The sequence below is a fragment of the Pseudomonas psychrophila genome (assembly GCF_001043005.1).
GTDB lineage: Bacteria > Pseudomonadota > Gammaproteobacteria > Pseudomonadales > Pseudomonadaceae > Aquipseudomonas > Aquipseudomonas psychrophila.
The window spans coordinates 67,344-87,015 of sequence record NZ_JYKZ01000009.1; the positions used below are offsets into that span (position 1 = coordinate 67,344).

General features: G+C 58.5%; 20 protein-coding genes and 1 other RNA gene. 12 read left to right on the forward strand and 9 right to left on the reverse strand.

Annotated features, from left to right (window positions below; genetic code table 11):
- The first annotated feature begins 78 nt into the window (after positions 1 to 78).
- The 4 genes from TU76_RS18125 to TU76_RS18140 all read left to right on the forward strand — a co-directional run bounded on the left by TU76_RS18125 (position 79) and on the right by TU76_RS18140 (position 3,218).
- Entirely contained in the window at positions 79 to 999 is a 921-nt protein-coding gene (locus tag TU76_RS18125; RefSeq protein ID WP_019824512.1) for an SPFH domain-containing protein, read from the forward strand.
- A 3-nt stretch (positions 1,000 to 1,002) separates the two neighbouring features.
- Positions 1,003 to 1,452 (forward strand): NfeD family protein, encoded by a 450-nt coding sequence (locus TU76_RS18130; protein ID WP_048352258.1) that lies wholly within the window; start codon positions 1,003 to 1,005, stop codon positions 1,450 to 1,452.
- 66 nt (positions 1,453 to 1,518) lie between these two features.
- Positions 1,519 to 1,833, forward strand: a complete 315-nt coding sequence (locus TU76_RS18135; protein WP_048352259.1) for a DUF2388 domain-containing protein — start codon at positions 1,519 to 1,521, stop codon at positions 1,831 to 1,833.
- A gap of 242 nt (positions 1,834 to 2,075) precedes the next feature.
- The gene (locus TU76_RS18140; protein ID WP_019824508.1) at positions 2,076 to 3,218 is read left to right on the forward strand and encodes a DegT/DnrJ/EryC1/StrS family aminotransferase; all 1,143 of its coding nucleotides are present in this window, start codon (positions 2,076 to 2,078) and stop codon (positions 3,216 to 3,218) included.
- Positions 3,219 to 3,274: 56 nt separating this feature from the next.
- Here the strand turns inward: TU76_RS18140 and gcvH are convergent, their stop codons facing one another.
- The 8 genes from gcvH to TU76_RS18180 form a co-directional block, all read right to left on the reverse strand.
- Entirely contained in the window at positions 3,275 to 3,658 is a 384-nt protein-coding gene (gcvH, locus tag TU76_RS18145; protein ID WP_019824507.1) for a glycine cleavage system protein GcvH, read from the reverse strand.
- Between the two features lie 62 nt (positions 3,659 to 3,720).
- A complete protein-coding gene (gene gcvT / locus TU76_RS18150) occupies positions 3,721 to 4,803 on the reverse strand; it encodes a glycine cleavage system aminomethyltransferase GcvT (RefSeq protein ID WP_019824506.1) in 1,083 nt (360 codons plus the stop codon).
- Positions 4,804 to 4,956: 153 nt separating this feature from the next.
- Positions 4,957 to 6,573 carry an ABC transporter permease gene (locus TU76_RS18155; RefSeq protein ID WP_048352260.1) on the reverse strand — a complete coding sequence of 539 codons (1,617 nt, stop codon included), beginning with the start codon at positions 6,571 to 6,573 and terminating at the stop codon, positions 4,957 to 4,959.
- Positions 6,574 to 6,721: 148 nt separating this feature from the next.
- A complete protein-coding gene (locus tag TU76_RS18160; RefSeq protein WP_048352261.1) occupies positions 6,722 to 7,723 on the reverse strand; it encodes an extracellular solute-binding protein in 1,002 nt (333 codons plus the stop codon).
- Positions 7,724 to 7,817: 94 nt separating this feature from the next.
- On the reverse strand, positions 7,818 to 9,035 hold the full coding sequence (locus TU76_RS18165) for a 2-octaprenyl-3-methyl-6-methoxy-1,4-benzoquinol hydroxylase (protein ID WP_164675419.1): 1,218 nt from the start codon (positions 9,033 to 9,035) through the stop codon (positions 7,818 to 7,820).
- A gap of 85 nt (positions 9,036 to 9,120) precedes the next feature.
- A complete protein-coding gene (gene ubiH / locus TU76_RS18170; RefSeq protein ID WP_019824499.1) occupies positions 9,121 to 10,308 on the reverse strand; it encodes a 2-octaprenyl-6-methoxyphenyl hydroxylase in 1,188 nt (395 codons plus the stop codon).
- Complete coding sequence (gene pepP, locus TU76_RS18175) at positions 10,305 to 11,627, reverse strand: Xaa-Pro aminopeptidase (RefSeq protein WP_048352263.1); 1,323 nt, start codon at positions 11,625 to 11,627, stop codon at positions 10,305 to 10,307. The genes ubiH and pepP overlap by 4 nt, the downstream gene beginning before the upstream one ends.
- 29 nt (positions 11,628 to 11,656) lie before the next feature.
- Complete coding sequence (locus TU76_RS18180; protein WP_019824492.1) at positions 11,657 to 12,214, reverse strand: YecA/YgfB family protein; 558 nt, start codon at positions 12,212 to 12,214, stop codon at positions 11,657 to 11,659.
- Positions 12,215 to 12,336: 122 nt separating this feature from the next.
- On the opposite strand from TU76_RS18180, the gene TU76_RS18185 reads away from it, so the two are divergent.
- From TU76_RS18185 to TU76_RS18195, 4 genes are all read left to right on the forward strand, one after another.
- A complete protein-coding gene (locus TU76_RS18185) occupies positions 12,337 to 12,546 on the forward strand; it encodes a TIGR02449 family protein (RefSeq protein WP_019824490.1) in 210 nt (69 codons plus the stop codon).
- Positions 12,543 to 12,860, forward strand: coding sequence for a cell division protein ZapA (locus TU76_RS18190; RefSeq protein WP_019824488.1), 318 nt, complete (start codon positions 12,543 to 12,545; stop codon positions 12,858 to 12,860). The genes TU76_RS18185 and TU76_RS18190 overlap by 4 nt, the downstream gene beginning before the upstream one ends.
- A 31-nt stretch (positions 12,861 to 12,891) precedes the next feature.
- A non-coding RNA gene (gene ssrS, locus TU76_RS24880) (6S RNA) lies at positions 12,892 to 13,069 on the forward strand.
- A gap of 86 nt (positions 13,070 to 13,155) precedes the next feature.
- Complete coding sequence (locus TU76_RS18195) at positions 13,156 to 13,761, forward strand: 5-formyltetrahydrofolate cyclo-ligase (RefSeq protein WP_048352264.1); 606 nt, start codon at positions 13,156 to 13,158, stop codon at positions 13,759 to 13,761.
- A gap of 42 nt (positions 13,762 to 13,803) precedes the next feature.
- On the opposite strand, the gene TU76_RS25425 is transcribed toward TU76_RS18195, so the two are convergent.
- The gene (locus TU76_RS25425; RefSeq protein ID WP_019824485.1) at positions 13,804 to 13,953 is read right to left on the reverse strand and encodes a hypothetical protein; all 150 of its coding nucleotides are present in this window, start codon (positions 13,951 to 13,953) and stop codon (positions 13,804 to 13,806) included.
- A gap of 194 nt (positions 13,954 to 14,147) precedes the next feature.
- On the opposite strand from TU76_RS25425, the gene TU76_RS18200 reads away from it, so the two are divergent.
- The 4 genes from TU76_RS18200 to TU76_RS18215 all read left to right on the forward strand — a co-directional run bounded on the left by TU76_RS18200 (position 14,148) and on the right by TU76_RS18215 (position 19,638).
- A complete protein-coding gene (locus TU76_RS18200) occupies positions 14,148 to 14,597 on the forward strand; it encodes an EVE domain-containing protein (RefSeq protein ID WP_019824483.1) in 450 nt (149 codons plus the stop codon).
- A gap of 228 nt (positions 14,598 to 14,825) precedes the next feature.
- On the forward strand, positions 14,826 to 15,791 hold the full coding sequence (locus TU76_RS18205; RefSeq protein WP_019824481.1) for an HlyD family secretion protein: 966 nt from the start codon (positions 14,826 to 14,828) through the stop codon (positions 15,789 to 15,791).
- Positions 15,788 to 18,520, forward strand: coding sequence for a ribosome-associated ATPase/putative transporter RbbA (rbbA, locus tag TU76_RS18210; protein ID WP_046810421.1), 2,733 nt, complete (start codon positions 15,788 to 15,790; stop codon positions 18,518 to 18,520). Before TU76_RS18205 ends, rbbA begins: the two co-directional genes overlap by 4 nt.
- The gene (locus TU76_RS18215; protein WP_019824479.1) at positions 18,520 to 19,638 is read left to right on the forward strand and encodes an ABC transporter permease; all 1,119 of its coding nucleotides are present in this window, start codon (positions 18,520 to 18,522) and stop codon (positions 19,636 to 19,638) included. The genes rbbA and TU76_RS18215 overlap by 1 nt, the downstream gene beginning before the upstream one ends.
- Positions 19,639 to 19,672: the final 34 nt, after the last annotated feature.

A 19,672-nucleotide genomic window follows, 5' to 3' on the forward strand; every position in this document is an offset into this window, starting at 1 on the left:
TTTAAACAGTTGCGCCTATTTTTTGATCGTTACACTCCTCGTTCGTTTGTTTCTTACACCTCAAAACAAGGAATGGTTATGCAAGCGGGTACTGTGATCCTGTTATTTGTTGCCTTGGCTATCGCCATGCTCTTCATGGGCTTCAAGGTGGTTCCGCAAGGGTATCAATGGACGGTGGAGCGCTTCGGGCGTTACACCAACACCCTCAAGCCGGGCCTGAACATCATCATTCCGGTGATGGACCGCATCGGGCGCAAGATCAACGTGATGGAAAGCGTGCTGGATATCCCGCCGCAAGAAGTGATCACCGCCGATAACGCCACCGTACAGATCGATGCCGTGTGTTTTTTCCAGGTGGTCAATACGGCTCAGGCTGCATATGAGGTCAACAATCTCGAACACGCCATCCGTAACCTGCTGCAAACCAACATCCGGACCGTGCTGGGCTCGATGGAGCTGGATGCCATGCTCAGTCAGCGTGACGGGATCAATGAAAAGCTGCTGCGCACCGTGGATGAAGCGACGGCCCCCTGGGGCATCAAGATCACCCGCATCGAGATCAAGGACATCAGTCCGCCCGCCGACCTGATGGCCGCCATGTCCGGACAGATGAAAGCCGAACGTATCAAGCGCGCACAAATCCTTGAAGCTGAAGGGCTGCGAGCCTCGGCAATCTTGACTGCCGAAGGTAAGAAGCAGGCACAGATCCTCGAAGCCGAAGGGGGTCGTCAGGCCGCGTTTCTCGAAGCTGAAGCCCGCGAGCGACAGGCCGAAGCGGAAGCTCGGGCAACGCAAGTGGTCTCCGAAGCCATTGCCACAGGTAACGTGCAGGCGATCAACTACTTCGTGGCGCAAAAATATATCGATGCACTGGGCAAGCTGGCTTCTGCCAACAACAGCAAAGTCATCCTCATGCCGCTGGAAGCCAGCCAGGTTATCGGCGCAGTGGGCGGCATCGGCGAAATCGTCAAAGCTACCTTTGATTCCAAAAAGGTCTGATACATGTGGGAGTTTCTGCAACACCTGAACTACTGGGACTGGCTGGCGCTGGGAACGGCACTGTTGATTCTGGAGGTATTTGGCGCCGGAGGTTATCTGCTATGGACAGGCATAGCCGGCATTATTGTCGGGCTTGTAACCTTTGTGATCCCCGAACTGCCCTGGACACTGCAACTTCCCTTGTTTGGGGTGCTGGCGATCCTCACCGCGGTGTACTGGTGGCGGCGCCAGCGCGGCAAGGCCGAAAGTGGCGACCAACCCAACCTGAATCAGCGTGGTCATGAATTGATCGGCCGTACCTTCGTCGTTCAACAGGCGATTGTGGAGGGGCGGGGCAAAATCAAGGTCGGCGACAGCGTCTGGATAGCCGTAGGGCCTGACGCCGCGGTGGGAACGCCGGTTCGCGTTACCGCCCAAAACGGAACAGTGTTGAGCGTAGAAATTGTACCCTGACGTTACGGAACTCCTGGGTGCAATTTGCAATCAAACTCGATAGCTAATCTATTCGGAGTCACCGTCATGCGCCTCAAATATGCTGTAGCCACTATCGCCTTGCTGTCTCTTCCTGTTGGGTCTGCAATGGCCGACAGCTTCTGGCGTAATGTGCTGTCTTCCGGTGCAACAACCGGGTCTACCTACCTGACCTTCAAAAAAGACCGCAAGGTTATCGCCGCTCAAGATGACGCCGGCAGCTTCGTTGCCAGCAACGGTTCGATTCGTGGACCGTACCTGGAATCGGCCATGCAACAAGTGCGCGCTGATAACCCGAACATGAACGTTAGCGACATGGACCTGGCCAACGCAATTCTGGTTAAAAACGCTACTGCCGAGTAAAAGCCTCCCCTTGTAGCTGCTGCCGCAGGCCGCGATGGGTTGCGAAGCTGCCCTGAAATCCTGAAGAGCCTTCGGACCTCATCGCAGTCTGCGGCAGCGGCTACAGGTGAAGCACTTGTCTTATTGATTCAGCTGCCATACAGAATTTTCACCGGATGTGAATGATCCTCCGGGTATGATCTTGAGCGCTATGCTATTGCTTTTGGTCCTCCAAACTCATTCACATCGGACGTCATGCCTCTATGAGCTCGCTGCCTTTCCTGCCGTTTTCCAAACCCACCATTGATGAAGCCACCATTGCTGCTGTGGGCGACGTTTTACGCTCGGGCTGGATAACCAGCGGACCCAAGGTCCAGGCTTTCGAAGCACAGTTGTCCGAGTACTTTGGCGGGCGCCCCGTGCGCACCTTCAACTCCGGCACCTGCACGATGGAAATCGCGTTGCGCATCGCTGGCATTGGTGCGGGCGATGAAGTCATCACCACGCCTATTTCTTGGGTGGCCACCGCTAACGTGATTATCGAAGTCGGCGCGACGCCGGTCTTTGCCGATATCGATCCGGTGACACGCAATATCGATCTGGCCAAACTCGAAGCAGCCATCACCCCGCGCACCAAGGCAATCATCCCTGTGTACCTGTCGGGCTTGCCAGTGGACATGGAGGCGCTCTACGCGCTGGCCAAAAAACACAACCTGCGCGTCGTTGAAGACGCCGCTCAAGCGCTGGGTTCCAGCTGGCAGGGTGAGCGTATTGGCGCACGGGGCGATTTTGTATCGTTCAGTTTTCAGGCCAACAAGAACATCACCTCATCCGAGGGTGGGTGCCTGGTGTTGAACAATGAAGAAGAAGCACGGCTGGCCGAAAAATACCGCCTGCAGGGTGTAACTCGCACCGGCTTCGATGGGCTGGATGTCGACGTGCTGGGTGGCAAGTTCAATATGACCGACATCGCTGCTGCGATTGGTCTGGGTCAGTTTGCCCATATCGAAACCATCACTGCCCATCGTCGGGAATTGGCCAAGCATTACTTCGAATGCTTCGGGCCTGAGTTTGAAACGCAATACGGCGCACAACTGCCGGTTGCAGATTTCAACAACACCAACTGGCATCTGTTCCAGCTTGTGCTGCCTGAGCGCAAGGACGGTCAGCCCGCACGTGCAACCTTCATGAAAGACATGCAAGCCCTGGGTGTCGGCGTGGGCTATCACTACCCGCCCATTCACTTGCTGAGCTTGTACCGTGCTCTGGGCTTTAAAGAAGGGATGTTCCCGATTGCAGAACGTGTCGGGCGCCTGATCGTGTCGTTACCGATGTTTACGGCAATGACCAAGGCCGATGTAGAGCGTTCGGTGGCAGCGGTTAAAGCAGTTCTGCGAAACGCCTAACCTCCCTGTGGGAGCGAGCAGGCTCGCTCCCACAGTTGAGATTCTTTGTAGCCAGGTTACTCGCCGATCGCAGCCTTGTAACCGGCAGCATCCAGCAGTTTTTCCAGCTCCGCGGTGTTGCTTGGCTTGAGCTTGAAAATCCAGCTGGTGTACGGGTCGCTGTTCAGCGATTCAGGGCTGTCCGCCAGTGCTTCGTTGACGGCAATCACTTCCCCGGAAACAGGCGAGTAAATGTCGGATGCGGCTTTTACCGACTCCACAACGCCTGCTGTATCGCCTGCGGCAAACACTTTGCCGACTTCGGCCAGCTCAACAAACACCACATCACCCAAGGCTTCCTGAGCATGATCGCTGATGCCTACGGTAACCGTGCCATCCGCTTCCAGGCGTGCCCACTCGTGACTTTCAGCAAAGCGTAACTCAGCAGGGATCAGGCTCATATTCAGTGTCCTCAAGAATAAATGTCAGCGGTGCACACACGGTGCTTACTCGCCAGTAAACGTTAGATCAGGGCTTTGCCCTGACGAACAAAAGTCGGTTTTACTACGCGAACCGGGTACCACTTGCCACGAATTTCAACCTCGGCACGATCAGCCGTTGCCATCGGTACTCGCGCCAGCGCGATCGATTTGCTTAGCGTAGGAGAGAAGCTACCACTGGTGATCTCCCCTTCGCCAACATTGGCGATGCGAACCACCTGGTGAGCACGTAAAACGCCCCGCTCCTCAAGCACCAATCCCACCAGCTTGAGCTGCACGCCACCGGCCTTTTCAGCTTCGAGCGCTTCGCGGCCCACGAACTTGCGCGAGGCAGGCTCCCAGGCGATGGTCCAGGCCATGTTGGCGCAAAGAGGTGAAACAGACAGGTGGATATCCTGCCCGTAGAGGTTCATGCCGGCTTCAAGTCGCAAGGTATCGCGAGCGCCCAGGCCAATCGGTGAAATACCGGCGCCCACCAGATCGTTGAAAAAGGCCGGGGCCTGATCGGCCGGGAGCACGATTTCAAGGCCATCTTCACCGGTGTACCCGGTGCGAGCGATAAACCAGTCGCCGCTGCTCTGCCCCTCGAAAGGTTTGAGCTGCTGGATCAACTGGCCGCGTGCCTGACTCACGAGTTCAGCCACTTTGTGCCGTGCATGTGGTCCCTGTATGGCCAACAGGGCCAGTTCCGGGCGCTCCAACAACTGCACGTCATAGCCCTGACACTGAGCTTCCATCCAGGCCAGATCCTGATCCCGGGTGGCGGCATTGACGATAAGCCGATAACCCGTCGGCATCAGGTAGACAATCATGTCGTCGACCACGCCGCCCTGCTCATTGAGCATGGCGCTGTACAAAGCACGGCCAGGTGTATTCAGACGCTCGACATCATTGGCCAGCAAATACTGGAGCCACTCCTTGGCCTGAGGCCCGGCGATGTCGATCACGGTCATATGCGAGACATCAAAAACCCCACAGTCGCGGCGCACCTCATGGTGCTCTTCAACTTGTGAGCCGTAATGCAAAGGCATATCCCAACCGCCAAAATCGACCATCTTCGCGCCCAGGGCGAGATGCAGGTCATACAGAGGCGTACGCTGTCCCATGGGTTTCTCCTTCCGGGCTTGGCGAGGGTGCGGACAGGCTGCGGGGCATTTCAAGCCTAAAATATGGCTTTCTTACATCACGCAGAAACCTGGCCTGACAGACAGACCGCACCGAATGCCGCGCATTGTAGCCGCATGAAGGAGGACTGGCACCTAACCGATTCGATGTGCCGAGCGTCGAATCAGTCCGATGACCGGTAACAATCCAACCAGTACCAGAGTCAGGGCCGGCAACGAAGCCCGCGCCCATTCGCCTTCACTGGTCATCTCGAAGATCCGCACAGCCAGTGTGTCCCAGCCGAACGGGCGCATCAGCAAGGTGGCCGGCATTTCCTTGAGCACATCGACAAACACCAGCAGAGCAGCACTCAAGGTGCCCGGCAGCAATAACGGCAGATACACTTTGAAAAACAGTCGTGGCCCACTGACACCCAAACTGCGAGATGCCTCCGGCAAGGAGGGCCGAATGCGCGCCAGGCTGTTTTCCAGCGGGCCATAAGCCACGGCTATAAACCGCACCAGATACGCCAGCAGCAAGGCCGACAGGCTGCCCAGCAACAGAGGCTTGCCCGCACCGCCCAACCAGCCTGACACCGGAATCACCCATTCGCGGTCCAGATAGCTGAACGCCAACATGATCGACACCGCAAGCACCGAGCCCGGCAGGGCATAACCCAGGTTCGCAAGGCTGACCCCGGCACGAATGACCGGAGTAGGTGCCTGACGCCGGGCAAACGCCAACACCAAGGCCACGCTGACGGTGATCAGTGCCGCCATGCCACCCAGATAGAGGGTGTGCAGAATCAAGCCGGTGTATCGCTCATCCAGGTCGAAACGACCACGCTGCCAAAACCACACCACCAGTTGCAGCATCGGAATGACGAAAGCACAGGCAAACACCAGCAAGCACCAACCACTGGCCAGCCACGCTTTGGGACCGTTCAGGTGATACAGGGCACTGACCCGTGGGCGTTCGTTACTGGCGCGGCTGGCGCCCCGGGCGCGTCGTTCGCCATAGAGCACCACCATGACCACCAGCAGTAGCAAACTGGCCAGTTGCGCTGCCGTAGACAGGCTGAAAAAGCCGTACCAGGTTTTGTAGATAGCGGTGGTGAAGGTATCGAAGTTGAACACCGACACGGCACCAAAATCAGCCAGAGTTTCCATCAGTGCCAGCGCCACACCCGCACCAATCGCCGGGCGTGCCATGGGTAACGCCACGCGCCAGAATGCCTGCCACGGGCTTTGACCCAGCACCCTGGCAGCTTCCATCAGACCTTTGCCCTGTGCCAGAAACGCCGTGCGGGCCAGCAGGTAAACGTAGGGATAGAACACCAGGATCAGGACGATGATCACCCCGCCGGTGGAACGCACCCGTGGCAACCTCAGGCCCATGCCAAACCACTCACGCAGCAGGGTTTGCACGGGGCCTGCGAAATCCAGCAAGCCGACAAAGACGAACGCCAACACGTACGCAGGAATCGCAAACGGCAACATTAGCGCCCAGTCCAGCCAACGCCTGCCAGGGAACTCACACAGGCTGGTCAACCAGGCCAGGCTCACACCGAGCAGCGTGACGCCAATGCCCACTCCGACGATCAGGGTCAGGGTGTTGCCCAGCAGGCGCGGCATCTGCGTGTCCCACAAGTGGCTCCAGATCTGGGTGTCAATGCTTTGCCAGGACAGCAGCAAAACGCTCAGCGGCAACAGCACCAGAGCGGCAATGACAAAAACCAGCGGATACCAGCGACGTTGAGCAGGATGGGCCACGAAAAACTCTCGGAAGGTGGTCGGGACGAGGTAAAAAACAAATGTGGGAGCGGGCTTGCTCGCGATGCAAACACCGCAGTTTCCAATGAAACCCCGGCGATGCTATCGCGAGCAAGCCCGCTCCCACAGGTATTGCTTCAAATTTTGATCAGTTCCAGCCCGCGCGGTCCATCATGCGGATGGCTTCGGCCTGACGCTTGCCTGCTACTTCTACGGGTAGTGCATCGGCTTTGAACTTGCCCCAGCTGGCCACTTCGGCCGAGGGTGCAACGCTTGGGTTGGCCGGGAACTCCTGGTTAACACCGGCAAAAATTGCCTGGGCTTCAGGGGTAGTCATCCACTCAACCAATGCCTTGGCAGCCTCTGGGTGAGGGGCGTACTTGGTCAGGCCTATACCCGACAGGTTGACGTGAACACCACGATCCGCCTGGTTGGGCCAGAACAGCTTCACCGCCAGATCCGGTTTTTGCTTGTGCAAGCGACCGTAGTAGTAAGTGTTGACGATGCCCACGTCACACTGCCCTGCGTTGATCGCTTCGAGCACCGCGATGTCATCCGAGAAGACGTCGGTGGACAGGTTGTTGACCCAGCCCTTGAGGGTTTCTTCGGTTTTTTCCGGGCCGTTCACTTCGATCATGGTGGCGGTCAGGGACTGGTTGTAAACCTTTTTGGCAGTACGCAGGCACAGGCGACCTTCCCAATTCTTGTCAGCCAAAGCCTCATAGGTCGACAGCTCTTCAGGTTTAACCCGGTCAGTCGAATAGGCGATGGTTCGTGCGCGCAGGCTCAGGCCCGTCCACTCATGGGAGGAGGAGCGGTATTGCGGCGGGATATTTTTGTCGATCACATCGGAAGTGAACGGCTGCAGGATGCCCATTTGCTCGGCTTGCCACAGGTTACCGGCGTCCACAGTCAGCAACAGGTCGGCAGTGGCATTTTGGCCCTCAGCCTTGATGCGCTGCATCAGCGGCGCTTCCTTGTCGGTGATGAACTTGACCTTGACCCCGGTCTTGGCGGTGTAGGCATCAAATACTGGCTTGATCAGCTCGTCGATACGCGAGGAGTAAACCACCACCTCTTCGGCAGCAGAAACACTGCTCGCGAAAACGGTCAGGGCCAGGGCAGTCAGTAGACGCTTGCGTGCCAACATGAGGGGCGGTCTCTCTTAATGCGAATCGGGCGTAAATGGTAGTGAATCACATTTAACACCTCAACCTAACTCGCCCCGGAGGAGTTACCAGATGTTACGGCTTGGCCAGCGGCGGCAGGTCGCCACTCAGCCCCAGGGCCTGACGCACAAACAACGCTTTGGCCTCGGGCATTTTGTTTACCCATTTCAAACCGGTGTTGCGCAGCAATCGTGCGGTCAGCGAGTCAGCCTGGAACAAGCGCTCGAAACCCTCCATCGCGGCCATCAAAGCCAGGTTGTGGGGCATGCGCCGACGTTCAAAACGGCTCAGCACGCGCACATCCGCCAAACGCTCGCCACGGTCAATCGCGTGCAGCAACACATGCGCCAGCACGGCAGCATCCAGAAAACCCAGGTTTACGCCCTGCCCGGCCAGCGGGTGGATGGTGTGTGCTGCATCACCGATCAACGCAAGGCCTTCAGCCACATAGCGTTTGGCGTGACGCTGACGCAGTGGCACACACACCCGGGGATCAGCGCTTAACACGCTGCCCAGACGGCCTTCAAAAGCCAGTTCAAGCTCGCGGCAGAAGGCAGCATCGTCCAACGCCATCAGGTACTCGGCCTGCTCAGGCGTAGTCGACCAGACAATCGAGCACCAGTCCTGCTGGCCATCGCGCTCCAGCGGCAGGAATGCCAGCGGACCATGGTCGGTAAAACGCTGCCAGGCGGTCCGCTGATGCGACTCTGCGCAGCGGACGCTGGTGACGATGGCATGATGCTGATAATCCCACTCGCGGGTCTCACAGCCCGTCAGGCGGCGTACAGCCGAGTTGGCGCCATCGGCCGCAATCACCAGCGGCGCACGCAGGGTGCGGCCATCGGCCAGGGTCAGCAGCCACTCGTCGCCCGAACGGCGCATCTGTTCCAAGCGCGCATTGGCCAGCATTTCGATGCCCGACACCTGCAAACATTCAAGCAGGGCGTCCTGCACCACGCGGTTTTCAACAATATGACCCAGCACGTCGGCATGAACACTGGCCGCCGAGAAGTGGATCTGCCCCGTGCCGCTGCCATCCCATACCTGCATGTGCGAATACGGGCTGGCGCGACGCCGGGTGATGCCATCCCACGCGCCAAGGCGCTGCAAAATACGCTGGCTGGCAGCCGACAGGGCACTGACCCGAGGCTCGAACGGAGCCTCGGCGGTAAAGGGTTTGACACTCAGCGGGCTGCCATCGAGCAGCAGGATATTCAGCCCGCTGTCCCTGAGCGCCAGCGCCAGTGCGCTTCCGACCATTCCGGCCCCAACAATCAGCAGATCTGCGCGCATATCCATGCTTTAAGCCTGTCTCGCTAGCGGCGTACGCCGCACCTGAAAAAATGGATCGACATGGGGCATGCTCGCCCCGCCGACATCAACTGTCTGCGCGGGTACCCAGGCCCATGGCCTGGCGGGCGAACCAGCGCTTGGCCGGTGGCACCAGATCAAGGCCGAGCAAACCCAGGTTTCGACCAAACGAAACCAGTGGCTGCTCACTGCCAAATACCCGCGTCACCTTGTCAGAGAACCCGATGGTCAGTTGCTGGTCGAGTTTTTGAGCCTGTTGATAACTCAGCAGCGTCGCCAAATCACCGGGTTTTTTATCGCTGGCCAGCAAGGCATCGGCCAAGGCCTGAGCATCACGCAGGGACAGGTTGAAACCCTGACCGGCAATCGGATGCAGGCTGTGGGCCGCGTTGCCCAATACCGCCAGATGGGGGCGTACCTGCTCTTGCGCTTCGATCAACGTCAGCGGGTACAGATGCCGCGCCCCCACTTGCTTGAGTGTGCCCAGACGATAGCCAAATACGCCCTGCAATTCGCTGAGAAAACTGCGCTCATCCAGTGCCGCCAGGCGCTGGGCGTCCATCCCCAGACGGGTCCACACCAGCGCGCAGCGGTTGTCAGGCAGCGGCAGCAAAGCCATTGGGCCTTCGTCGGTGAAACGTTCGAACGCCATCCCGCCGTGGGGCTGACTTGGGGTGATATTGGCGATCAGCGCGCTTTGGTTATAAGCCTGCTGGCGCACATGAATGCCCAACTGTTCACGCAAGCCCGAACGCCCACCATCGGCCAGGACTGCAAGGTCGCACTCCAGCGTGGTCTCGTCGTTGAGGGTCAGGCGATAGCCATCTTCCAGCGGTTGCATGTGGATAACTTCAGCCGGGCAACGCCAGCTGATCACGTCCGGGTCCAGACTTTTCCACAGGCACTGACCCAGCCAGGCGTTTTCAACCACATAACCCAACGCCGGAACACCTTCTTCGCAGGCCGACAAGCGCGCCGTTGAGAAGCGCCCGCGATCGGACACATGAATGTCCTTGATCGGCTCGCCGCGTTCGGCAATCGACTGCCACAGGCCCAAACGCTCATAAATAATCCGGGCACCGTAGCTGAGCGCCGAAGATCGAGCGTCATAGCTGGGCTGATAGCTGTTGCCGGGGGCGAACGGCTCGATCAACACAATCTTCCAGCCCCGGGCCTTGGCCCCGGCCTGCAAGGCCAGCGCCAGGCTCGCACCCACCAGGCCGCCACCAATGATGGCCAGATTGACGCGACTCATGCCGCGCCCGCCATAAGGGCTTCGATATCGGCGACGGTTTTGGGTACTTCACCGGTCAGGATTTCACAGCCGTGTTTGGTGACCACTACGTCGTCCTCGATCCGCACGCCAATGCCACGCCATTTTTTCGCGACATTAAGGTTGTTGGGGCTGATATAGATGCCCGGCTCGACAGTCAGGGTCATGCCGACTTCCAGCACGCGCCACTCGCCGCCGACTTTGTACTCACCCACGTCATGCACATCAAGCCCCAGCCAGTGACCCGCCCGATGCATGTAAAACGGCTTGTAAGCCTCAGTCGCGATCAGCTCCTGAAGATCGCCCTGCAACAAACCCAGTTCCACCAACCCGGCGGTTATGACCTGGACCGTGGCTTCGTGTGCCTGATTCCAGTGCTTGTCGGGGGCAATGTGAGCAAATGCCGCTTCTTGCGCCGCCAGTACCAATTCATAGATCGCTTTTTGTTCTGGCGAAAAACGACCATTCACCGGGAAGGTGCGACTGATATCGCTGGCGTAACAGTCGATTTCACAGCCGGCATCAATCAACACCAGATCGCCGGCTTTGAGCAGGGCGTTGTTCTCCTGGTAATGCAGGATGCAAGTGTTATCACCTGATGCGACGATCGAGCCATAAGCTGGCATTTTTGCCCCGCTTTTGCGAAATTCGTAATCCAGTTCGGCCTCCAGGCTGTACTCATGCAAACCGGCGCGGCTGGCCTGCATGGCCCGCACATGGGCCCGAGCCGAAATTTGCGCCGCGTGGCGCATGACCTTGAGTTCTGCCGCCGATTTATACAGGCGCATGTCATGCAGCAGATGATCCAGGGCAACGAATTCGTTGGGCGGCTGGGCACCGAGATTCGCCTTGGAGCGAATCGCGTTGATCCACTCCATCAGATTGCGGTCGAATTCAGGATTGGCGCCCATCGCCGAGTAGACCCGGTCGCGACCTTCAATCAGCCCCGGCAGGATGTCGTCGATATCGGTAATGGGGAACGCATCGTCGGCACCGAAGTCGCGAATAGCGCCTTCTTGCCCGGCCCGCAAACCGTCCCACAACTCGCGCTCGACATTACGCTCGCGGCAAAACAGTACGTACTCGCCGTGCACACGGCCCGGGATCAACACGATCACGGCTGAAGGCTCCGGAAAGCCGCTCAGGTACTGAAAATTGCTGTCTTGACGGTAAACATGTTCGACATCGCGATTGCGAATGGCCACTGCGGCAGCGGGCAGAATCGCAATACTGTTGGGCTCCATCTGCGCCATGAGTGCCTTGCGGCGACGTGCGTATTCCGATTTCGGGATATGGATCATGGGCAGACGGGTTCCCTCTTGACGATCAATCAGTGCAGCGAAGGTTTGGCTGGCGCAGGTTCAGCGGTTTTTTTGGTTTCGGTGAACAGCAGCAACGGTGCGACACGCAGGTATTCCATCACTTCCATGTAGTCGCTTTCGCCATCTTCGGACTCTTCAAGTGCATCTTGCACCTGGGCGATGGCGGCGAGGTCGCGCAGCACTTCGTTGGCTTCATCGCTCAACGAGTAGGCACGGCGGGTCAGGCCGAAACCCGACAGGAAACCCTGGCACCACTGGCCCAACGCAGCCGCGCGGTCAGGCAGAGGCGCATCATCGGTCGGTAACAACAGCACAACGGTCATGTCATCGCTGGTCAATTCGCCCTTGACCATCTCTTGCAATCCGATCAAGGCATTGCGTACGTTGTCTTGTGGCTCACTTGCCAACAGCTCGCTGGCTTCAACCAACCAGCTTTCGGCATCAAAACCGGCCCCAGCACAGCTGCGACCCAACAAGTGGCCGTGCAGTTCAGCAGGGGAAACGGAGTGGCCGCTGGCGGTCAGCAGGGTTACAAAGGCTTGATACGGAGAATTCTGAATAGGCATGGTCAGCTAGGCGCCAAGCGGCGCTATGTCTAGAATGGAGGGCTTGTATCCTAGCATCGGCAGACGTGCCAGACCATCGAGGCGTCAGTCCCCATCCATCAGAAAATTCACAGTAGGACACAATGGAAGACACCGACCTGCATGCACTGATGGCTAGACTCGAGTTGCTGATTAGCCGAGTCGAGCAACTAAACCGCCAAAACGCACTCTTAATTGCTCAGGAAAAGACTTGGCGCGAGGAACGCGCGCACCTCATTGAAAAAAACGAAATCGCCCGACACAAGGTGGAATCGATGATTTCGCGCCTCAAAGCCCTGGAGCAAGACTCATGAGTTCAAGCAGTAGCGTCACCGTGCATATCCTCGATAAAGAATATTCGATCATGTGCCCCCAGGAAGAGCGGAGCAATCTGGTGAGCGCTGCCCGTTATCTGGATGGAAAAATGCGCGAAATCCGCAGCAGCGGCAAAGTCATTGGTGCCGACCGTATCGCCGTGATGGCTGCTCTGAATATCACCCACGATCTGCTGCACAAGCAGGAAGTCGCCGAAGTTCAAACCAGCAGCTCCACCCGTGAGCAGGTGCGCGACTTGCTGGAACGCGTTGATCTGGTGCTGGCCACTGATCCGAACGAACGTCAAAGCTGATTCAAAACGTTACTTTGGGGTATACTCGCGCCACTCCCTGGAGTATTCGCCAGTTAGCGATGTCCCTGAGCCGATTCGCACTACCCTGGAGCTTGCACGTTGGGCCGGTGTGCATGTCCGCTAGACGGAAAGCCTTAAGGTCTACTGCAACTTCCACCTTGAACTTTCGGGTTCAAGGGCCAAGCCGACAGCGGTACGTCGGGGAGCCTGATTTCCTAGCGCAATGCCAGCCACCTGCTGGCATTGGCTTCCACGAGCCACCCTGCGGTGAACTCGTCCTTGAACAGCACGCCCTATGAACGAACCTGCGACGCCTACCCGCCCGCAACTTCGCCAAATGCTGCGCAAAGCCCGCCGCGACCTGTCGCCGTGCGAGCAACGCCAGGCCGCCCGCGGCCTGTACCGGCAACTGGCACAGCACCCGCTGTTTCGCCGCGCCAAACACATATCCCTTTATCTGCCCACCGACGGTGAAATCGATCCGCGTCTGCTGCTGCGCGAAGCGCAGCGCAGGGGCAAGATCACCTACCTGCCGGTCCTCAGCGCCTGGCCCAAGACCAAGATGGTCTTTCAGCGGATTGCTCCCGGCGAGAAGCTGATCCCCAACCGGTTTCGCATTCTAGAACCACGCATCAATCGCGCACGTCAACGCAAGGTCTGGGCGCTGGACCTGGTGTTGTTGCCATTGGTGGGGTTTGATCCCGCGGGGGGACGATTGGGTATGGGCGGCGGTTTTTATGACCGCAGCCTGGCGTATCAGGCACGACGCCAAAGCTGGCGCAAGCCGACGCTTTTGGGGTTGGCCCACGAGTGTCAGAAAGTCGAAAATCTGGCCCAGGCCAGTTGGGATGTACCTTTGCAGGGCACCGTCTCTGACAGGCAGTGGTACGTCGCCCGCTGACAACCAGGGCATCACCGTTCAAGTGATGCCTTCGATCAGGTTTTAGCGTTTGAAGGGTTGTACTTGCTGTTGTGTCAGTTCAATTGGCTCGTCAATCGAATTTGACCAGAGACTTTGTGCATAACCCGTTGTAACCACACCCAAACCGAACAAAATAACCAGCATCCACAGTAAATCCGGTTTGCGTTTCATCGATTGCCCCCCTTCAGGCAAATCAACACGATGACAGCAACGGTTTTTGTTATAGGCCGTGCAGCAGCGTCAAGCTTCAAAGCCGGGCATTCTGCGGCAACACGAACACACACGCAAACTCTGGCGTCAACCGACTGTCGGTTTATCAAAATGTTGCCAGACAAAATAACCACAGCATGTTTCTGGAGTAGAAAATGGCCTACTGGTTGATGAAATCCGAGCCTGACGAGTTCTCGATCAAAGACTTGCACACGCTCGGCGAAGCGCGCTGGGACGGCGTGCGCAACTACCAGGCGCGCAACTTTATGCGAGCCATGGCAGTAGGGGACCTGTTCTTCTTTTATCACTCCAGTTGCCCGCAGCCTGGGATTGCCGGGATTGGTCGCATCAGTGAAGCCGCCTACCCGGACCCGACCGCCCTCGACCCTGAAAGCCATTATTTCGACCCCAAGGCCAGCGCCGAAAAAAACCCGTGGAGCGCACTACAGGTCGCCCACGAGCAGACTTTCCCCAAAGTGATCAAGCTCGACTACCTCAAGCAACAAACGGCCCTGGCCGAAATGCCACTGGTCCAAAAAGGCAGCCGCCTTTCAGTGATGCCCGTTACGGATGATCAATGGGCAGCAGTGATGGCGTTGTTGTAAACACCTGTGACCTGTGGGAGCGGGCTTGCTCGCGATGGCATCACCGCGGTTGTACTGGCAGACCGCGCCGCCTGCATCGCGAGCAAGCCCGCTCCCACCACTCACCTCGCTTCGTAGTAAGCAACATCCTGTATTCCCGTCTACGCTCTGGTCTTCCTTTGACTGGCATCAAGTCGTAATCGCCTTGAGAACGTCAAACTAGAGCGCTCTGTGACACAGGATGTCGGCATGTCTAGCAATTCCCGCATTTCCCATTATTTCGTTATTCCCCTGGCTGTCCTGCTGATCGCAGCAGGCGGGTTCGGGTATTGGAAATCCCAGCACGACAGCCTCCCTGAAGGCATCAGCATGGGCAACGGTCGACTCGAAGCCACAGAAGTACAAATCGCAGCCAAAACCCCGGGCCGCCTGGCCGAAGTGCTGGTCGACGAAGGTGACCGTGTGACCCAGGGCCAACTGTTGGCTCGCATGGATACCCGCACCCTGGAAGCCAGTCGCGCGCAAGCCGAAGCCGAAGTGCTGCGGGCCCGCCAAACCCTGGCCGCCAATGAAGCCAACGTGCAGTTGCGCAAAAGCGAAAAACTGCTGGCCAGCCAGGAGCTCACGCGCTTTCGCCAACTGTCACAGCGCGGTTTTGCCAGCGGCCAGCAACTCGACCAGCAACAGGCCAGGTTCGATACCAGCAACGCAGCAGTCGTGGCAGCACAGGCCCAGGTGGCAGCCGCCAAGGCTGCCATCGGCTCATCCGAAGCCCAGGTTGCGCAACTCACCAGCGAAATCGATGACAGCAGCCTGCGCGCGCCCATCAACGGCGTGATCCAATTGCGCCTGGCCGAACCCGGCGAAGTGCTGGGCGCAGGCGGACGAGTCTTTATGATGATCGACCCCAGCGACCAGTACATGAACCTGTACATGCCGGCTTCAGTGGTCGGCAAGCTGACCGTTGGCGCTGACGCCCGCATCGTGCTCGACGCCCTGCCCGACCAGGCGCTGCCGGCCAAAATTGCTTTTGTCGCAGCCAAATCGCAATTCACGCCCAAAGAAGTCGAAACCCGCGACGAACGACAAAAACTGGTATTTCGCGTCAAGCTGCGCCTCACCGACCCAAGCGCCGTGCCACAGGCCAAGCCGGGCATGCCGGGGGCGGGTTATGTACGAACCGCAGACGTAGCCTGGCCGGCCAATCTGCAATGAGCGACCTGGCGATCAACGCCAGTGGCATCAACCACTGGTATGGCAAACAGCAGGCGCTGTTCGACATAGCCTTCAGCCTGCCAAAAGGCACGCGCTGTGGACTGATAGGCCCGGACGGTGCGGGTAAATCGAGCCTGCTGGGGTTGATTGCCGGGGTCAAAAAACTCCAGCAAGGTAACCTTGAAGTGCTTGGTGGCCCGATTGACGACCGCCGCCATCGCAACACCCTGTACCCACTGATCGCATTTATGCCCCAGGGACTGGGGGGCAACCTTTATCCCGAATTGTCGATCAGCGAGAACATCCGTTTTTTTGGCACCTTGTTCGGTCTGTCAAAAGAGGACTGCGAACAACGCATGGCCGAGCTGCTCAAGGCCACCGATCTGGAGCGTTTTGCCGAACGCCCGGCTGGCAAGCTGTCGGGGGGAATGAAGCAAAAACTCGGCCTGTGTTGCGCGTTGATCCACGAACCGGATTTACTGATCCTCGACGAACCCACCACTGGGGTTGACCCACTTTCCCGTCGACGCTTCTGGGAACTGGTGGATGACGTGCGCAGTCAGCGCCCGCAACTGACGCTTCTAGTGGCTACGGCCTACATGGAAGAGGCCGAGCAGTTTGAGCACTGCCTGATGCTCGATCGCGGCAAATTGATTGCCGCCGGTTTAAGCCAGGAACTGGCGACTGTCACCGCTACCGGCAAGCTCGACGAGGCCTTCACCCACTATCAGGGCGACAGCGGTCACAATAACGAGCCTTTGGTGATCCCGCCTCGAGTCAGCGACAACAGCGACATCGCCATTGAGGCCCATGACCTGACCCTGAAATTCGGCGACTTTACGGCCGTGAACAACGTCAGTTTTGCCATCGGCCGAGGAGAAATCTTCGGCTTTTTGGGCTCCAACGGCTGCGGTAAAACCACCACCATGAAGGTCCTGACCGGGCTGATGCCGGCCACCGAAGGCAGCGCCAAACTGCTCGGCAACCCGGTGAATGCCAAAGACCTGGCCACCCGCAAACGCGTGGGTTTTATGTCGCAAAGCTTCTCGCTGTACGGCGAGTTAAGCGTGCGACAAAACCTTGTGTTGCACGCCCAGCTGTTCGACCTGCCCAAGACCGAAAGCCAGGCCCGTATCGAAGAGCTGATTGAGCGCTTCGACCTCGGCGATGTGGCGTCACAACAGTCCGGCGAATTACCGCTGGGCCTGCGCCAACGCTTGTCACTGGCGGTAGCCGTGCTGCACCGCCCCGAAGTTCTGATCCTTGATGAGCCAACCTCGGGGGTCGACCCGGCCGCCCGTGATGACTTCTGGCGGCTGCTGATCGAGCTGTCACGCGAGCAGGGGGTGACCATCTTTTTGTCCACCCACTTCATGAACGAAGCCCAGCGCTGCGACCGCATCTCATTGATGCACGCGGGTAAAGTTTTGGCCTGCGACACGCCCGATGCACTGCAACAGCAATTCAAGGGCGACACGCTGGAAGCGGCATTTGTCACCTGTCTGGAACAGGCACAAAACGACCAGGGCGCCAGCCCTGCGACTGAGGCCGAGCCAGTCGCCACACCCGTAGCCAATGCTGCGCCGCCCGTCAGCAAAAAGGGGTTTAGCCTGACCCGGCTGATCGCCGTGGCCAGCCGCGAGTCCAAAGAATTACTGCGCGACAAAGTGCGCATGGCGTTTGCCTTGCTGGGCGCCGTGTTCATGATGGTGATATTCGGCTACGGTATTTCTCTCGACGTCGAGAACCTCGCCTTCGCCGTCTACGACCAGGACCAAACCCCCCAAAGTCGTGCCTACCTGGAAGCCTTCCGCAGCTCGCGCTATTTCGAAGAGCACGCCCCAATCCGCAGCTCAGATGAATTGCACAAACGCTTGCAGCGCTCCGAAATCAAAATTGCCCTGGAAATACCGCCCGGGTTTGGACGTGACCTGTATGCCGGTCGCCAGCCCACGGTCGCCGCCTGGCTGGACGGCGGCATGCCCTTCCGGGCCGAAACCAGCCGCAATTACGTTGAAGCGGTACATACCGCCAACCTTGAGCAGCTCTCCACCCTCAGCAGCCAGACACAAAACAAACAAGCGGCGGCCAAGCTCGAAACCCGTTTTCGCTACAACCAGGACGTGATCAGTGTGAATGCCATCGGCCCCGGCGTGATGGCGCTTATCCTCGCGTTTATCCCGGCCATGTTGACCGCGCTGGGCATCGTGCGCGAAAAGGAACTGGGGTCGATTACCAACTTCTATGCCACGCCCCTGACCCGTCTCGAATTCCTGCTCGGCAAGCAGGCTCCCTATCTGGCCGTGAGCCTGGTCAATCTGGCCTTGTTGGTGGCGATGAACCGCTGGCTGTTCGGCGTTCCATTCAAGGGTAGCGGGGTAACGCTGGCGCTTGGCGGACTGCTGTATGTGCTGGCCACCACCAGCATGGGCTTGCTGATTTCCGCCTTCACGCGCACGCAGATCGCGGCGATTCTGGGCACCATGATCATCACCAGCTTACCGACCATTCAGTTCTCCGGGCTGATCGTGCCGCGCTCCTCGCTTGAGGGTTCGGCGGCACTGATGGGCATGCTGTTCCCGGCCGGGCACTTTCTCGACATTGCCGTAGGCACCTTCACCAAAGCCTTGGATCTGCGCCAGTTGTGGCCGCAATGCCTGGCGCTGCTGGGGTTCTTTGTGGTCTTTACCGGGCTGAGCCTGATCATGCTCAAGAAGCAGGAGGTTTGATGCACAAGCTCTCGCACATCCTGCGCCTTGGCCTTAAAGAGCTGACCAGCCTGCGCCACGACAGCGTGTTGCTGCTGTTTTTGTTCTACGCCTTCACTGTGGCGATTTATATGCCCGCTGCCGGATCGATTATCGGTGTTCACAACGCCAGCGTTGCCATCGTCGATGAAGACCACAGCGCCCTGTCACGCAAGCTTGCGCAATCACTGCTGCCCCCGGAGTTTCAAGCCCCGCAGGCCCTGCCCTACGATCAACTGGACCAGTCGATGGACAGCGGCAAGTACACATTTGTGATCAACGTGCCGGTCAACTTTCAAGCCGACTTGCTGGCCGGACGTGAGCCCAGCGTGCAGGTCAACGTTGATGCCACGGCCATGAGCCAGGCCTTTATGGGCGCGGGTTATATCGGACGAATCTTCCAGCGCGAGCTGCTCAACTACACCGGCCAGGCCGACGCGGCAGCAAAAACACCGGTGCTGATCAGTAATCGGGCACTGTTTAATCCGAACTTGGAAGGCGGATGGTTTTTGGCCGTCATCCAGATCGTCAATAACATCACCATTCTGGCTATTGTGCTGACAGGCACCGCCCTGCTGCGAGAGCGGGAACACGGCACACTGGATCACTTGCTGGTGCTGCCATTGACGGCGCTTGAAATCATGCTGGCGAAAATCTGGAGCAACATGCTGGTCGTGGTGCTGTGCACCTGGATATCACTGGAAGTGGTGGTGAAGTGGGCGCTGGGTGTGCCGTTGGCGGGGTCGCTGACCCTGTTTTTACTGGTCACTGCGCTCTACCTGTTTGCCAGCACCGCACTGGGGATCTTCCTTGCGACCCTGGCCCGTTCAACGCCGCAATTCGGTTTGCTGGCAATCCCGGTAATTATCCCGATGCTTCTGCTTTCGGGCGGCAGTACGCCGCTGGACAGCATGCCCCAATGGTTGCAATGGGTGATGCAATGCTCGCCGTCGACCCACTTCGTGAGCCTCAGCGCGGCGATACTGTTCCGTGATGCCGGGGTGAATGTGGTGTGGCCGGACTTGTTGGCGCTGGCCGCCATCGGGCTGGTGTTCTTCGCCATTGCGCTGGCGCGGTTTCGCAAGAGTTTGGCGTCGTAGCGTAGAGCCCTCTCCCATAGGGAGGGGCTTTGAG

Coding starts and splice junctions, on each gene's coding strand:
- ubiH (WP_019824499.1), bottom strand. CDS start 10,308: ATGAGTCGCGTCAATCTGGCCATCATTGGTGGCGGCCTGGTGGGTGCG.
- TU76_RS18200 (WP_019824483.1), top strand. CDS start 14,148: ATGGCCTACTGGTTGATGAAATCCGAGCCTGACGAGTTCTCGATCAAA.
- TU76_RS25425 (WP_019824485.1), bottom strand. CDS start 13,953: ATGAAACGCAAACCGGATTTACTGTGGATGCTGGTTATTTTGTTCGGT.
- TU76_RS18180 (WP_019824492.1), bottom strand. CDS start 12,214: ATGCCTATTCAGAATTCTCCGTATCAAGCCTTTGTAACCCTGCTGACC.
- TU76_RS18190 (WP_019824488.1), top strand. CDS start 12,543: ATGAGTTCAAGCAGTAGCGTCACCGTGCATATCCTCGATAAAGAATAT.
- TU76_RS18165 (WP_164675419.1), bottom strand. CDS start 9,035: ATGCGCGCAGATCTGCTGATTGTTGGGGCCGGAATGGTCGGAAGCGCA.
- gcvH (WP_019824507.1), bottom strand. CDS start 3,658: ATGAGCCTGATCCCTGCTGAGTTACGCTTTGCTGAAAGTCACGAGTGG.
- TU76_RS18130 (WP_048352258.1), top strand. CDS start 1,003: ATGTGGGAGTTTCTGCAACACCTGAACTACTGGGACTGGCTGGCGCTG.
- TU76_RS18125 (WP_019824512.1), top strand. CDS start 79: ATGCAAGCGGGTACTGTGATCCTGTTATTTGTTGCCTTGGCTATCGCC.
- TU76_RS18135 (WP_048352259.1), top strand. CDS start 1,519: ATGCGCCTCAAATATGCTGTAGCCACTATCGCCTTGCTGTCTCTTCCT.
- TU76_RS18160 (WP_048352261.1), bottom strand. CDS start 7,723: ATGTTGGCACGCAAGCGTCTACTGACTGCCCTGGCCCTGACCGTTTTC.
- TU76_RS18140 (WP_019824508.1), top strand. CDS start 2,076: ATGAGCTCGCTGCCTTTCCTGCCGTTTTCCAAACCCACCATTGATGAA.
- rbbA (WP_046810421.1), top strand. CDS start 15,788: ATGAGCGACCTGGCGATCAACGCCAGTGGCATCAACCACTGGTATGGC.
- TU76_RS18185 (WP_019824490.1), top strand. CDS start 12,337: ATGGAAGACACCGACCTGCATGCACTGATGGCTAGACTCGAGTTGCTG.
- pepP (WP_048352263.1), bottom strand. CDS start 11,627: ATGATCCATATCCCGAAATCGGAATACGCACGTCGCCGCAAGGCACTC.
- gcvT (WP_019824506.1), bottom strand. CDS start 4,803: ATGGGACAGCGTACGCCTCTGTATGACCTGCATCTCGCCCTGGGCGCG.
- TU76_RS18215 (WP_019824479.1), top strand. CDS start 18,520: ATGCACAAGCTCTCGCACATCCTGCGCCTTGGCCTTAAAGAGCTGACC.
- TU76_RS18205 (WP_019824481.1), top strand. CDS start 14,826: ATGTCTAGCAATTCCCGCATTTCCCATTATTTCGTTATTCCCCTGGCT.
- TU76_RS18195 (WP_048352264.1), top strand. CDS start 13,156: ATGAACGAACCTGCGACGCCTACCCGCCCGCAACTTCGCCAAATGCTG.